Raw genomic sequence first — 14,122 nt, 5'->3', positions numbered from 1 at the left:
GTCACCTTCAAGCCCAACACCGACGACATGCGCGAGGCGCCGGCGCTCACCATCGTCCCGGCCCTGATCGGCGGCGGTGCCGAGGTGCGGGTGACCGACCCGCAGGGCCGCAAGGAAGGCGTCGACCTGCTGCCCGGTGTCACCTGGCACGACGACCCCTATGCCGCCGCCGCCGAGGCCGACCTCTTGGTGATCCTGACCGAGTGGAACGAGTTCCGCGCCCTCGACCTCGGGCGGCTGGCGGGCGCCATGGCGGCGCCGGTCATGGCGGATTTGAGGAATGTCTATTCCGCCGACACGGCGCGGCAGGCGGGCTTTGCGACATACGCGGCGGTGGGGCGATGAAACGGGCCTTCATCACCGGCAGCGCCGGCTTCATCGGCTTTCACCTGGCGCGGCGGCTGCTGGAAGAGGGCTGGGTCGTTCACGGCTATGACGGGATGACCGACTATTACGACGTGGCGCTGAAACGGGCCCGCCACGACATCCTGAAAGCGCATGAGAATTTCGTCGCCACCGAGGCCATGCTCGAGGACATGGCGGCCCTGGGCCGCGCCGCCGAGGCCTGCCGCCCCGATGTCATCGTGCATCTCGCGGCCCAGGCCGGGGTGCGCTATTCGATCGAGAACCCGCGCTCCTATGTCGACAGCAATATCGTCGGCGCCTTCAACGTGATGGAGGTGGCGCGGGCTGAGGGGGTGGCGCATCTGCTGATGGCCTCGACCTCGTCGGTCTATGGCGCCAATACCGAGATGCCCTATGCCGAGACCCAGAAGGCCGACCTGCAGATGTCCTTCTATGCCGCGACCAAGAAGGCCAATGAGGCGATGGCGCATTCCTGGGCCCATATCCACGGCGTGCCGACGACGATGTTCCGGTTCTTCACCGTCTACGGGCCCTGGGGGCGGCCGGACATGGCGCTGTTCAAGTTCACCCGGGCGATCCTTGGCGGCGAACCGATCGACGTCTACAACCACGGCAACATGCAGCGCGATTTCACCTATGTCGGCGACCTGGTCGAGGGCATCCGGCGCCTGGCCACGGTGCCGCCCGGGACCACGCCGGTGGCGGCCTCGGACAGCCTGTCGCCGGTGGCGCCGTTCCGGGTGGTCAACATCGGCAACGGCGCGCCGGTGATGCTGGGCGATTTCATCGCCGCCATCGAAAAGGCCACCGGGCGGACCGCCGAACGCAACCTGATGCCGATGCAGCCCGGCGACGTGCCCGCGACCTGGGCCGATGCCGGGCTGGTCGAGGCCCTTGTCGGCACCCTGCCGCGCACGGCGATCGAAGACGGGGTGCGGGACTTCGTCGACTGGTACCGCGGTTGGACGCGGGCCGGGTGATGCGAAACTGACAGGGCACCGCGCATGCATGTCTTTTTCTCAGGCAACACGACCTTCAGGCACGGCCTTCGCGAACGCCAAAATTACAACATAACACCGATTATCGGCGGGGCAGCTGTCACCCCCCCTCACGGCCCCCAGACCGCCATCTTGCGGTCGATGGTCTTGCGCGACACGCCAAGGCGGCGGGCGGCCTCGGCGCGGTTGCCGTCGCAATTGTCCAGGACATGCAGGATGTGGCGCTGGATCACCAGGTCGAGATCCTCGAGGGCGCGGGCGCCGGTGACGCTGCCCGAGCCGGCGAAATCCTCGGGGAACTCGCCAAGGATCACCGAACGCTCGATCATGTTCTTCAGCTCGCGCACATTGCCGGGCCAGTCATAGCGGCGCAGCTTCAGCAGGGTCTCTTCGTCCAGCTCCAGCGCCGGCATGCCCAGCATGCGCGAGAACCGCGCCATGAAGGACGAGGCCAGCTCGACGATGTCCTCGGAGCGGTCGCTGAGCGCCGGCATCTCGATCTTGACCACGTTGATCCGGTGATAGAGGTCGCGGCGGAAACGGCCGGTCTCCATCGCGCGGTCAAGATCGGCATTGGTGGCGAAGAGAAACCGCAGGTTCAGCGGAATCTCGCGCTCGGCGCCGACCGGGCGCACCTTCTTGTCCTCGAGCACCCGCAGCCAGGCCGCCTGCAGCTGGTCCGGCATCTGGGCGATCTCGTCCAGGAACAGCGTGCCGCCGTCGGCCAGCAGCAGCAGCCCCGGTTTCAGCCGGTTGTCGGCCTCGACCACGCCGAACAGTTCGGCGGCGATGCGCTCGGGGGCCATGGCGGCGCAGTTGACGGCGACAAAGGGCTTGTCGGCGCGGTCCGACAGCTGGTGCAGGTGGCGCGCCGCCAGCTCCTTGCCGGTGCCGCTGGCGCCGGTGAACAGCACCGGGGTCGGCATCGGCGCCAGCCGCGCCAGCATCTCGCGCACCGCACCAAGCGCCGGCGAGGTGCCAAGCAGCTTGCCGCGGTCGACCTCGCCCAACAGCTCGCGGCGCAGAAGCGCGTTGTCGCGGCGCAGGTACTTGCGGTCGAGCGTGCGCGCCACCGCACCGAGAATCTGGTTGGCGCGGAAGGGTTTCAGCACGAAATCGCTGACCCCGGCCCTGAGCGCGGCGATCGCGGTCTCGAGGTCGGCATAGGCGGTGATCAGGATGGTGTCGGCAAAGAACCCCTTGCGGCGCTGCTCGGTGACCCAGTCGAGCCCGGTGCCGCCGGGCATGATGTTGTCGAGGATCACCAGGTCGAAATGGGCGTCATCCAGCCGCTGCGAGGCCTCGCGCGGCGAAGCCGCCTCCTCGACCCGCTTGACGCGCGGGCCGAGGATCTTGGTCAGGAAGTTGCGCATCCCCGGCTCGTCGTCGATCACCAGGATCGAGGCGCCGGCCAGGGTGCCGCCATATTCATCGGCCTGTGTCATGATACCGTTTTAGCGCCTGTCCACGCCTAGTCCAGCCGCACGTTCTGGCCGGTCGCCTGCTCGGCGCTCGAGAATCCCATCTCGCCGAGCACGAACCAGGCCGCAAAGGCGATCACGATCATGGCGGCAAAGCCGGCTGCTATCGTCTTCATTTGCGGGCCCCCTCTTGTTCCGGCGCCGCCGGTTTCGCATCGCTGCCCCGCACCTCGTCAAGCCAGATCGAATGGTGCTGATGGGCCCAGGCTTCGTCGACCTCGCCCGAGCCCATGGCGTCAAAGGCGCCCTCCATGCCGACCGAGCCGATATAGACATGGGCGGTGACGATCATCATCAAGATGAAGGCCGCCATCGCGTGCCAGGCCTGCGCCATCTGCATCTGTTCCTGCGCCGTCATGTCGGCGGCGCGCTCTTCCAGCCCGACCATGGCCATCAGGCCCCAGTCGTTCATCATCCCGTAGATCTCGGCCAGAAAGCCCAGCCGGTAGGGGAACAGCAGCGACAGGCCGGTGATCGAGATCACCGCGCCGAAGATCACCACCGACCAGAAGATCATCTTCTGCCCGGCATTGAATTTCTTCGCCGGCGGGTGGGCGTTGCCGATGATGCCGCCGAACTGGCGCAGCCAGGTGATATCGCCGCGATTGGGGATATTGTGGATCACCCACATTACAAAGACCATCACCAGCCCCAGCATGAAGGCCCAGGCGACATTGTTGTGCACCAGTTTCGACAGCCACAGCAGGTCGGCGTTGAATTCCTTGCCGAGGATCGGCGCCAGATACTTGCGCCCGAACAGCACGAACAGCCCGGTCAGCCCCAGCACCAGGAAGGAAATCCCCAGCAGCCAGTGGCCGAAACGCTCGATGGCCTTGAAGCGGGTGACGGTGCGCCCGGTCAGCTCGCCGTCGATCGGGATGCGGCCGCGCAGCAGGTAAAAGGCCAGCAGGCCGCCGGCGGTGCCGACCACCATCCAGAAGCCCCAGATCTGCAACCGCCCCTCGCGCCAGGTCAGCCATTTCAGCCCGCCGTCGGTGACCAGCACCTTGGCCACCTCCTGGCCGCTGCTGACGGTGACGTCGGCCTTGTTGTAGCGCAGGGCGCGCCACAGTTCCGGGTCCGAGCTGCCGCCAAGCGGGCCCAGCCCCGGCGCCATCACCGCATTGCCGCCGGTATTCTCGGATCGGAAGCGGTCGTCGATGGTCTCGCCGCGCTGGCGGCGCAAAATGTCTTCAAGCGTCTGCGCCCCGCCGGTGGCGGAACGGTCGATCGCCGTTGTGTCGGAGTCCTGGGCCAATGCGGCGACCGGGAGGATTCCCGGCAGGCTCAGCAGGACAAATGTCAAAAGGGCCATGAAATGGCGCAGCATGGGTGATCCCCCAATCAGGCGTCGGTCAGGAACCGCGCCGGCGCCGGGCCGGGCGGTCGTGAACATGGAAGGAACGGCGGGGCGGAACAGGCCCGCCCCGCCGCGACGGTGTCAGCCGTCTTTCTGGTCGTAGGCGGTACCCCAGCCCCAGGCGCCCGAGCCGAAGCCGCGGGCGACCACGCGTTCACGGTAGATGGCCGACACCACGTCGCCATCCCCCGCCAGCAGGGCCTTGGTGGAACACATCTCGGCGCAGATCGGCAGCTTGCCCTCGGCGATCCGGTTGCGGCCGTATTTCGAGAACTCAGCATTGCTGTGGTTCTCTTCCGGGCCACCGGCGCAGAAGGTGCATTTGTCCATCTTGCCACGGCTGCCGAAATTGCCCGCCTGCGGATATTGCGGCGCGCCGAAGGGGCATGCGTAAAAGCAATAGCCGCAGCCGATGCACAGGTCCTTGCTGTGCAGAACGATGCCTTCCTCGTTCTGGTAGAAGCAGTCGACCGGGCACACCGCCATACAGGGCGCGTCCGAACAATGCATGCAGGCCACCGACAGCGATCGCTCGCCCGGCTTGCCGTCATTCAGGGTCACCACGCGGCGGCGGTTGATCCCCCAGGGCACCTCATGTTCGTTCTTGCAGGCCGTGACGCAGGCGTTGCATTCGATGCAGCGCTCGGCGTCGCAGAGAAACTTTGCTCTAGCCATTCTCTTTCCTCCTTACGCCGCCCAGATCTTGCAGAGAGTCGTCTTCGTCTCCTGCATCTGGGTCACTGAATCATAGCCATAGGTCTGGGCGGTATTGGTCGATTCCCCCAGCACATAGGGGTCGGCCCCCGTGGGGTATTTCGGCCGCCGGTCCTCGCCCTGGAAATGGCCGCCGAAGTGGAAGGGCATGAAGGCCACGCCCTCGCCCACCCGCTCGGTCAGCATCGCCATGACCTTGACCCTGCCGCCCTCGGGGCCTTCGACCCAGACCTGAGACCCGTCACGGATACCAAGGTTGTTGGCATCGCGCGGGTTGATCTCGACGAACATGTCCTGCTGCAATTCGGCCAGCCAGGGGTTCGACCGGGTCTCGTCGCCGCCGCCTTCGTATTCGACCAGACGGCCCGAGGTCAGGATGATCGGATAGTCCTTGCTGAAATCCTGCTTCTGGATCGAGGCATACATCGTCGGCAGACGATAGAACTTGCGGTCCTCATAGGTCGGGTAGTCGGCCACCAGATCGCGGCGCGGCGTGTAGAGCGGCTCGCGGTGCAGCGGCACCGGATCCGGGAAGGTCCAGACCACGGTGCGCGCCTTGGCGTTGCCGAAGGGGGCGCAGCCATGTTTGATCGCCACCCGCTGGATGCCGCCCGACAGGTCGGTCTTCCAGTTGGTCTTGGGCCCCGCGACCGCGTCGATTGCGGCGCGTTCCTCCTCGGTCAGGTCGCCGTCCCAGCCCAGGTCCATCAGCATCTGCATGGTGAACTCGGGATAGCCGTCCTGAATTTCCGACCCCACCGAATAGACGCCATCGGCCAGAAGGTTCTCGCCATCGCGTTCCACCCCGAAACGGGCGCGGAAGGTCAGGCCGCCCTCGGCCACCGGTTTCGACATGTCGTAAAGGTTCGGCGTGCCCGGATGCCCCATCTCGGCGGTGCCCCAGCAGGGCCATGGCAGACCGTAATAGTCGCCGTCGGCCGGCCCGCCATTGGCGCGCAGCGTGGTGCGGTCAAAGGTGTGCTGGTTGGCCATGTGCAGCTTCAGCCGCTCCGGGCTCTGCCCGGTATAGCCGATGGTCCACAGACCCTTGTTGAACTCGCGGGTGACGCTCTCGATGTTCGGCGTGTTCTCGTCGTCCATCTCGATGTTGCGGAAGAACCGGTCGGCCCAGCCGAACTTGTTGGCGAACAGGCCCATGATCTCGTGATCGGTCTTGCTCTCGAACATCGGTTCCATGATCTTTTCGCGCCACTGGAACGAGCGGTTCGAGGCCGTGACCGAGCCATAGGTCTCGAACTGGGTCGCCGCCGGCAACAGATAGACACCGTCGGTGCGGTCGTGCAGCACCGCCGAGACGGTGGGATACGGGTCGATCACGACCAGCATGTCCAGCATCTCCATCGCCTTCTTCATCTCGACCTGGCGGGTCTGCGAGTTCGGCGCGTGCCCCCAGAGGACCATCGCCCGCACCTTGTCGGGGTTGTCCATGTTGTCGGGGTCTTCCAGAACGCCGTCGATCCAGCGCGAAACCGGGATGCCGGTCAGGTTCTGCAGCGACTTTTCCTTGCCGTCGGCGCCGGTGGTCTTGGCGAACTGGCCGCTCAGCCATTCGCCATCCTCTTCCCAGACCCGCGCCCAATGGGCCCAGGCGCCTTTCGACAGCCCGTAATAGCCGGGCAGCGTGTGGCTGAGAACGCCAAGGTCGGTGGCGCCCTGCACGTTGTCGTGGCCGCGGAAGATGTTGGTGCCGCCACCCGAGGTGCCCATGTTCCCCAGCGCCAGCTGCAGGATGCAATAGGCGCGGGTGTTGTTGTTGCCGTTGGTGTGCTGGGTGCCGCCCATGCACCAGATCACCGTGCCGGGACGGTTGTTGGCCATGGTCCGGGCGACGCGGCGCAGCTGTTCACCGGGGGTGCCGGTGACGCGCTCGACCTCTTCCGGGGTCCATTTCTTCACTTCCTCGCGGATCTGGTCCATGCCCCAGACACGGGTGCGGATGAACTCCTTGTCCTCCCAGCCGTTCTCGAAGATGTGCCACAGGATGCCCCAGATCAGGGCGACGTCGGTGCCCGGACGGAAGCGCACATATTCGTCGGCATGGGCCGCGGTGCGGGTGAAACGCGGATCGCAGACGATCAGCGGCGCGTTGTTCTGCTCCTTGGCCTTCAGCACGTGCAGCAGCGAGACCGGGTGTGCCTCGGCCGGGTTGCCGCCGATGATGAAGATCGCCTTGGAATTGTGGATGTCGTTGTAGCTGTTGGTCATGGCGCCGTAGCCCCATGTGTTGGCCACACCGGCCACCGTGGTCGAGTGACAGATCCGCGCCTGATGGTCGACGTTGTTGGTGCCCCAATAGGCAGCGAACTTGCGGAACAGATAGGCCTGTTCGTTGTTGTGCTTGGCCGAGCCCAGCCAATAGACACTGTCAGGTCCGCTTTCGTCGCGGATCTTCATCATGCCGTCGCCGATCTCGTTGATCGCCTGTTCCCAGCTGATGCGCTTCCACTCGCCGCCCTCTTTCTTCATCGGGTACTTGAGCCGGCGCTCGCCATGGGCGTGTTCGCGCACGGCAGCGCCCTTGGCGCAATGGGCACCAAGGTTGAACGGGCTGTCCCAGCCGGGCTCCTGCCCGACCCAGACGCCGTTCGACACTTCGGCGACCACGGTACATCCGACCGAACAATGGGTGCAGACCGATTTCTTCAACTCGATCGCGCCGGCGGTGCCGGTGGCGGCGGCATTGGCCTGGGTCACGGTGCCGCCGGTGGCGGCAATCGCCGTCAGCCCGCCGATGGCAAGACCGGATCCGCGCAGAAAGGCACGGCGGTCAACCGAGGCGTTGGACACCTCGGAAAGGATCGAGGTCCGCTGGGGGCGTCTCGCAACCCCGTTGGTCTTTTTCCTCAACATGTTTCTCTCTCCCTTGCTTGCTCGGCGCCTGGCCGGGCTTGCTTGGTTATGGCTTTGACCTCAGGGCTGTCGGGCGTCACGCAACCAGTCGCCTTCGGTCGGTTCACAGGGCCCGGTCTCGCGGGCCATGCCGTGCTCTAGAATTTCGCCGAGGCGAAATAGGCCCGCGTATGGGCGGTGTCCTGCATCCGGTCCGATGTCAGGTCCGGCTCGGCCGCTTCGGCGGTGCCCGCCGAGGTGGCCACGGCGACTGCCGCTGCGGGCGCTGCCGTTCCGGCCAGTTTCAGGAAGTCGCGGCGCGTCGCGCCTTCTTCCTTGGTCATGAAAGCTCCTCCTCTCATGGTGGCGGTTGCCCGCCGGTTGCGGCGCGGGCTCATCCCGCGCCGAAAATCATTCAGGCCCCGCCAAGGCGGAAGGCCTCGGCCTCGATCTCCATGAAGATCCGCCCCACCGTGCCCACCGGCGCGAAAAAGACCGATTCCTTGGCGGTTTCGAGATCGGCAAAGAAATGCCCGGCCCAGGGGCCGATATGCCGGTTGAAAAAGGTCTTCTGGTTGCCAAGATCGGCCGGCGTGCCAAAGCGGCCGACGATCATCGCCCCCATCATCTCCATCAGGCTGGCGATATTGTCCTCGGGCTCGAACACCGTCTGCGACCGCGCCAGCCCGCGCGCCGCCATGTCCTGACGCAGCGTGGCCAGCGGCTTTTCGTTGAGAAAGCCGGTCAGGTAATAGCTGGCATAGGGCAGCAGCTCGCCCCGCCCGAGGCCGATGAACAGCCGGGTATATTCGCTTTCCACGGTCTTCGGCTTGGTCACCCGAGCCAGCTTGGCCAACACCCCGATGGCCTGCCCGAGATCGCTGTCATCGCCAGTGAGCCCGGCGGTCTGGTCCAGCAGCATCTGGTCCGGCGGGGCCGACAGCAGGAGGCCGAGGAAATTGTAGAGATCGGCCCGCAGGCGGTCTTCGGCAGCAATCTGAACTTGGGTGGCAGGTGTCATGTCAGTCCTTCAGGTCTCGAATTCAAAACGCATGCGGCGGGCGGGGGCGGGAACCGGATCGGCGTCGGGCAAAAGCCACGGCTCGGGCTCAGCTTCAGGCGCAGGCGCGGGCGCGGGGCGGAGGGTTTCCTGCGGATCGGTCAGATCGGCGGCAGCGGGATCATCGGCCAGCGCCTCGGCGCTCGCGGCCTGATCCGAGGCCTGATCCGGGGCCTCTGCCTCGGCCTCGACTTCGGCGTCCGCATCCGCCGTCTCCTCGACAAAGGCGCTCAGCATGCCCTTGCCGACCTGATAGGCAGTCTGAAGGTTCTCGACCACGGTGGCGCTGTCGGTGAAATCCTCGCCGTAATCGACCAGCCCGTCGAGATTGGCCAGCACCGGGTTCATCCCCCAGAGCCGCCGCAGCGCGCGGGTCTTCAGCCGTTGCGGCAGGGCAGATTTCAGAAAGGCCTGCACCTCTTCGGCGCTGGTCAGCGTGTCGGGATCGGGCAGATCGGCCTCGGCCAGCAGCTCTTCGTCGCTGCGCTCGGCCAGCGCCTGTTCCTCGGCGGCCTGTTCACCCTCGACCCGCTGGCGCTCTTCGGCAACGGCCTCGGCCTCGACGGCGGCGCGGCGACGGGACCAGAAATCGCTCATGCCAGCCCCCTCCGCGATCGCAAACCGGAAAACCGGCTGCCACTCTTCCTGCAATCGCACCGGCTGGACTGGCGCGATTGCAAACCGGAAAACCGGCAACCACTTTTCCTGCAATCGCTCATTGCATCCGCCTCCGCTTCAACTCGGGCGAAGCATAGATGTCAGCCGCCTTGCCGATGCGCGGATCGCCGATGCCGTCCTGCACCAGATCGACCCGCTTCTTGTCGCGCTTGCGTTTGACGAAAACCTCGTCCTGATGAAATTCGGCGACGAAATCATGCACCCAGGCGATCAGCCCGGCCGGCATCGCCACCTTCTCGACGATCTCTTCGCCGCTGTCGGTGTAATCCTGCGCCTCATAGGGCGAGGCGGTGACCAGCACCACCTCGAGCGGCACATCGCCCTCGGCCTCGCGCATCACCACGTAAAGGCAGGGGATCTCGGCCGACAGCCCGTGCAGATAGGCCTCGGTCTCGGCGCCGTGCAGCTCGAGCGTCGCCGTGGCGGCGTGATATTCCACCGTCTCGCCCTCGCGGCGCAGCTCGCGCCAGTCCGCCGCGCCGGCCCCGGGCAGCACCCCGGTCGCGGTCCAGACCCATGGCACCCAGCGGGTGACACCCGGAGAGCGGCGCAGGACGACGCCGACCGGCATGGTGCGGTACATCTCCGGATTGTGGATCACGGTGTTTTCTCCCTGTTGCAGACAGGATGTGCGACAGGCTTCCGCCGGGGAAGGCGTTTCTGCATACCGCCGCATTCTTTGCGCAAATCCGGACAATTTGGGCAGCCCCCCCGACGCCGCCGGGGGCGCAGGGACGAATTGTCCATTTTGACCGTTTTGGTCGGAATTGGCCGCCGGCGCGGGGCAGCGAATCACCCCGCCGATTCGCCGCTGAATTCGCCGCTCCGGCGGTGCCGGAGAGGCCGCAAAACCGGTTGTGGGCCCCCGCGAATCATGTCTAGCTTTGGGCAAATTCGCCCCCGACGGGGGGCGGAACACAGCCATTCGGACAGGGGAAAACCATGGTCAAGTCATTGATAACATGTGATTGTCTTGGGACTCAGACCCTCGACACCAAGGCCCTGGCCGAGGCCACCGGCCTTGATGTCCCGCCCGCCTGTTCGGCGCTCTGCACCACCCAGATCGACCGCGCGGCCGCCGCCCTGCAACAGGAGGGGGCAATTTTTTGCTGCACCCAGGAGGGGCGGGTTTTCGACGCTCTGGCCGAGGAACTCGACCGCCCTGCCCCGCCGCTGCTCGACCTGCGCGACCGCGCCGGATGGACCGCCGACAGCGCCCCGACACTACCCAAAATGTCCGCCCTCGTGGCCGAGGCGCTGCTGCCCGCCGCGGCGCAGAAAACCCTCGACGTGGTCTCCGAGGGGCTGTGCCTGATCCTCGGGAGCGCCGATGTGGCGCTGCCGGCGGCCGAGGCGCTGAAACAGCATCTCGGGGTCACCGTGCTGCTGGGCAGCGCCACCGAGGATCTGCCCGACAGCCGCGACTATGACGTGGTCAGCGGCCGCCTGCGCCGGGCCTCGGGCGCGCTGGGGCAATTCGAGGTGGTGATCGACGCGCTGCGCCAGCTGGAGCCCGGCGGGCGCGGCGGGCTGACCCTCGGGGCACCGCGCGACGGCGGGCGCTCGGACTGCGACATCATCCTTGATCTGCGCCGCGAAACGCCGCTGTTCCCGGCCCATGAAAAGCGCGAAGGCTACCTGCGCGCCGATCCCGGCCACCCGGCGGCGGTGGCGGCGGCGGTGCTGGCGGCCAGCCATCTGGTCGGCACTTTCGAAAAGCCGCTTTACGTGCGCGCCGAACCGCTGCTCTGCGCCCATTCGCGGGCCGGGCAGAGCGGTTGCAACCGCTGCCTGACGCTCTGCCCCACCGGCGCGATCAGCCCCAATGGCGATCACGTCAGCGTCGACCCGATGGTCTGCGCCGGCTGCGGCGCCTGTTCGGCGGCCTGCCCCTCGGGGGCGATCAGCTATGACGCCCCGGCCGTCGACCTGACCATGCGCCGGGTGCAGACCCTGGCCCGGGCCTATCTCGAGGCCGGGGGGCTCGCGCCGCGCCTTCTGGTGCATGACGCCCATGGCGCCGAGATGATCCGCCTTGCCGCCCGCCACGGGCGCGGCCTGCCGGCAGATGTGATCCCGCTCGAGATGCCCGCCATCGGCGCCTTCGGCCATGCCGAGAGTGTCGCCGCGCTGGCCGCCGGCTTTGCCTCGGTCTCGGTGATGCCGGGGCCGGGCAGCGACCGCGACGCGCTGGCCGCGCAGGTGGCGCTGGCCGGGGCCATCGGCGGGCCCGGCACCGTCGCGACCCTCGATCTTGACGATCCCGACGCGCTGTCGGATGCGCTATACGCCGAGAGCCCCCCTGCCCCGCTCGCCAGCCCGGTGCGCCCGATGGGCACCCGCCGCCAGATCACCCGTCAGGCGGCCCGCGCCCTGCATCCCGTAGCCGAGACCCTGCACCTGCCCGAGGGCGCCCCCTATGGCGCGGTGCGGGTCGACACCGGCGCCTGCACCCTCTGTCTCAGCTGCGTCTCGCTCTGCCCCTCGGGGGCGCTCGGCGACAACCCCGATGCGCCACAGCTGCGCTTTCAGGAAGATGCCTGCCTGCAATGCGGCCTCTGCGCCACCATCTGCCCCGAGGATGCGATCGCGCTGGAACCGCGCCTCGACCTCAGCGAGGCGGCGCTGAGCCAGCGGGTGCTGAACGAAGAGGCCCCCTTCGACTGTATCGAATGCGGCGCGCCCTTTGGCGTCAGGTCCACCATCGAGCGGATCACCGAGAAGCTGCGCGATCACGCGATGTTTGCCGGCGAGGACAAGCTGCGGATGATCCAGATGTGCGACGACTGCCGCGTCAACGCCCAGTTCCACGCCGCCGACAACCCCTTTCAGGGCGGCGAGCGGCCGCGCCCGCGCAGCACCGAGGATTACCTCAGCAAGCGGCGCGATCACTGATGGACAAGGGGCGCCCCCAGATCCGCCGGGACCATCCCGGCGACATAGGCCAGCACCGCCCCGAGGTCCTCGGGAGTCAGCACGACCGGATGGATCGGCGGCGGGCGGTTGCCGGGAAAGGGCGGCGTCACCCCGGTGAGCGTGGTGAAGGACGGATGCGGGTTCAGCGTGTAAAAGCCGGAAAACCGCTCCTGCCAGTCGTCAAGGCTACGCAGCACCGCAAAGCTCGGGGTCGAGCCGATGCCCGACATGCGGCTTTCATCATCGACCCGGTGGCAGCGGGCGCATTGGCCGCGCGCCACCGCATGACCCCGCGCCGGGTCGCCGTCGAATTCCTGCGCCACCGCCGTGGCCCCGCTGTCTTCGGGGGCGGTGAACAGCGCCGCGCCGCCGGGGGCAAAGCCGGTCACGGTGCGCAGCCCCACCTCCGAGGTCAGCCAGTCGGCCAGCTTTCGGCTGCCCCTGTGCTCGGGGCTGGTCAGTTCCATGCGCCAGCTGCGCCCGAGGCCCTGAAACAGCGCCACGCCGCTGTCGCCCAGCACCATGTCGGCCGGCGCGCCCGACCCCACCAGCCGCACCCGGATCTGGTGTTTCAGGCTGAAGCGCGGCAGGATATGCTTCAGCAGCCCGGTCTCGACCAGTTCGGCCGGCGCGCTCAGCCGCACCAGACGGTCGTCGGCGCCATTGTCAGCATGGCCGGCCACCGGCCACGGCACGAGAAGCAGAACCAACAGGATGCCACGCAGAAAACCCATGCCCCGACCCTAGGCAGCCTTGCGGGGCCCCGTCAATCAACCGAAAAGAGGTGAACCATGAGCGATGATTTCAACATGTCGATGCGCAAGTTCCTGAAACAGGTCGGCGTGACCTCGCAGCAGGCCATCGAAGAGGCGCTGCGCGGCGCCGACAGCGGCGGCAAGACCTATGCCGTCAAGGCGGTGGTGACCATCGAAGAGCTGGGCATGACCCATGAGGTCACCGGCGAGATCAAGGGCGAATAAGACCGTGGCACAACGCGAACAGGTCCTCGAGGCCCTGAAAACCATCGCCGACCCGGTGCGGGGCGGCGATATCGTCTCGTCCGGCGTCGTCCGGGCACTGAATACCGAGGGCAGCACGGTGCGTTTCGTGCTCGAGATCGCGCCGCAGCAGGCCGCCGCCTATACGCCGCTGAAGGAACAGGCCGAGGCGCTGGTCTCGGCGCTCGACGGGGTGGACACGGTCTCGGTGGTGATGACCGGGCACAGCGACAAGACGCCGCCCGATCTCAAGCCCTCGCGCCCGGCAGAGCCCAAGGGCCCGCAGCAGATCCCCGGCGTTGCCCGGGTGATCGCGGTGGCCAGCGGCAAGGGCGGCGTCGGCAAGTCGACGGTCTCGGCCAATCTGGCCTGCGCGCTGGCCCAGTCGGGGCTGCGCGTCGGGCTGCTGGATGCCGATGTCTACGGCCCCAGCCAGCCGCGCATGCTCGGGGTTTCGGGGCGGCCGGCCTCGCCGGATGGCAAGACCATCCTGCCGATGCGCAACCACGGCGTCACCATGATGTCGATCGGGCTGATGACCAACGAGGATCAGGCGGTGGTCTGGCGCGGCCCGATGCTGATGGGGGCGCTGCAACAGATGCTGATGCAGGTGCAATGGGGGGCGCTCGACGTGCTGCTGGTCGACCTGCCGCCGGGCACCGGAGACGTGCAGCTGACCCTGTGCCAGAAGACCCGGATCG

Annotated in this window: 15 protein-coding genes; 5 read left to right on the top strand and 10 right to left on the bottom strand. The window is 67.1% G+C overall.

Annotated features, from left to right (window positions below; translation table 11 throughout):
- Positions 1-345 (top strand): UDP binding domain-containing protein (locus ABZD10_RS06740; RefSeq protein WP_372885376.1); only part of this gene is annotated, 345 nt, incomplete at its 5' end.
- Positions 342-1,346 (top strand): NAD-dependent epimerase/dehydratase family protein, encoded by a 1,005-nt coding sequence (locus tag ABZD10_RS06735; RefSeq protein WP_372885375.1) that lies wholly within the window; start codon positions 342-344, stop codon positions 1,344-1,346. The genes ABZD10_RS06740 and ABZD10_RS06735, both read left to right, overlap by 4 nt.
- Before the next feature lie 128 nt (positions 1,347-1,474).
- Here the strand turns inward: ABZD10_RS06735 and ABZD10_RS06730 are convergent, their stop codons facing one another.
- The 9 genes from ABZD10_RS06730 to ABZD10_RS06690 form a co-directional block, all read right to left on the bottom strand.
- Positions 1,475-2,809: a sigma-54-dependent transcriptional regulator gene (locus ABZD10_RS06730; protein WP_372885374.1), complete on the bottom strand. Its 1,335-nt coding sequence runs from the start codon at positions 2,807-2,809 to the stop codon at positions 1,475-1,477.
- A 26-nt stretch (positions 2,810-2,835) separates the two neighbouring features.
- Complete coding sequence (locus ABZD10_RS06725; protein ID WP_372885373.1) at positions 2,836-2,961, bottom strand: hypothetical protein; 126 nt, start codon at positions 2,959-2,961, stop codon at positions 2,836-2,838.
- Entirely contained in the window at positions 2,958-4,175 is a 1,218-nt protein-coding gene (locus ABZD10_RS06720) for a formate dehydrogenase subunit gamma (RefSeq protein WP_372885372.1), read from the bottom strand. Before ABZD10_RS06720 ends, ABZD10_RS06725 begins: the two co-directional genes overlap by 4 nt.
- A gap of 111 nt (positions 4,176-4,286) precedes the next feature.
- Entirely contained in the window at positions 4,287-4,880 is a 594-nt protein-coding gene (gene fdh3B / locus ABZD10_RS06715; protein WP_372885371.1) for a formate dehydrogenase FDH3 subunit beta, read from the bottom strand.
- A gap of 12 nt (positions 4,881-4,892) precedes the next feature.
- Complete coding sequence (locus ABZD10_RS06710; RefSeq protein WP_372885370.1) at positions 4,893-7,790, bottom strand: formate dehydrogenase subunit alpha; 2,898 nt, start codon at positions 7,788-7,790, stop codon at positions 4,893-4,895.
- A 137-nt stretch (positions 7,791-7,927) separates the two neighbouring features.
- On the bottom strand, positions 7,928-8,113 hold the full coding sequence (locus tag ABZD10_RS06705) for a twin-arginine translocation signal domain-containing protein (RefSeq protein ID WP_372885369.1): 186 nt from the start codon (positions 8,111-8,113) through the stop codon (positions 7,928-7,930).
- Positions 8,114-8,184: 71 nt separating this feature from the next.
- Positions 8,185-8,790 (bottom strand): molecular chaperone, encoded by a 606-nt coding sequence (locus ABZD10_RS06700; RefSeq protein ID WP_372885368.1) that lies wholly within the window; start codon positions 8,788-8,790, stop codon positions 8,185-8,187.
- A 9-nt stretch (positions 8,791-8,799) separates the two neighbouring features.
- Positions 8,800-9,426, bottom strand: coding sequence for a DUF3306 domain-containing protein (locus ABZD10_RS06695; RefSeq protein ID WP_372885367.1), 627 nt, complete (start codon positions 9,424-9,426; stop codon positions 8,800-8,802).
- Positions 9,427-9,544: 118 nt separating this feature from the next.
- Positions 9,545-10,078: a DUF3305 domain-containing protein gene (locus ABZD10_RS06690; RefSeq protein ID WP_372885377.1), complete on the bottom strand. Its 534-nt coding sequence runs from the start codon at positions 10,076-10,078 to the stop codon at positions 9,545-9,547.
- Positions 10,079-10,449: 371 nt separating this feature from the next.
- On the opposite strand from ABZD10_RS06690, the gene ABZD10_RS06685 reads away from it, so the two are divergent.
- Complete coding sequence (locus ABZD10_RS06685; RefSeq protein ID WP_372885366.1) at positions 10,450-12,402, top strand: 4Fe-4S binding protein; 1,953 nt, start codon at positions 10,450-10,452, stop codon at positions 12,400-12,402.
- On the opposite strand, the gene ABZD10_RS06680 is transcribed toward ABZD10_RS06685, so the two are convergent.
- Positions 12,396-13,157: a c-type cytochrome gene (locus tag ABZD10_RS06680; protein ID WP_372885365.1), complete on the bottom strand. Its 762-nt coding sequence runs from the start codon at positions 13,155-13,157 to the stop codon at positions 12,396-12,398. The genes ABZD10_RS06685 and ABZD10_RS06680 overlap by 7 nt on opposite strands.
- Before the next feature lie 57 nt (positions 13,158-13,214).
- On the opposite strand from ABZD10_RS06680, the gene ABZD10_RS06675 reads away from it, so the two are divergent.
- Both ABZD10_RS06675 and ABZD10_RS06670 read left to right on the top strand, forming a co-directional pair.
- Positions 13,215-13,403: a DUF6494 family protein gene (locus ABZD10_RS06675; RefSeq protein ID WP_372885364.1), complete on the top strand. Its 189-nt coding sequence runs from the start codon at positions 13,215-13,217 to the stop codon at positions 13,401-13,403.
- A 4-nt stretch (positions 13,404-13,407) separates the two neighbouring features.
- The coding region (locus tag ABZD10_RS06670; protein WP_372885363.1) for a P-loop NTPase at positions 13,408-14,122 on the top strand (715 nt) is incomplete at its 3' end.

It is taken from the genome of Shimia sp. (genome assembly GCF_041624275.1).
In the GTDB taxonomy this organism is placed as follows: domain Bacteria; phylum Pseudomonadota; class Alphaproteobacteria; order Rhodobacterales; family Rhodobacteraceae; genus Shimia.
The sequence above is the reverse complement of the archived record's forward strand: the minus strand, read 5'-3'. Positions and strand labels throughout refer to the sequence as shown.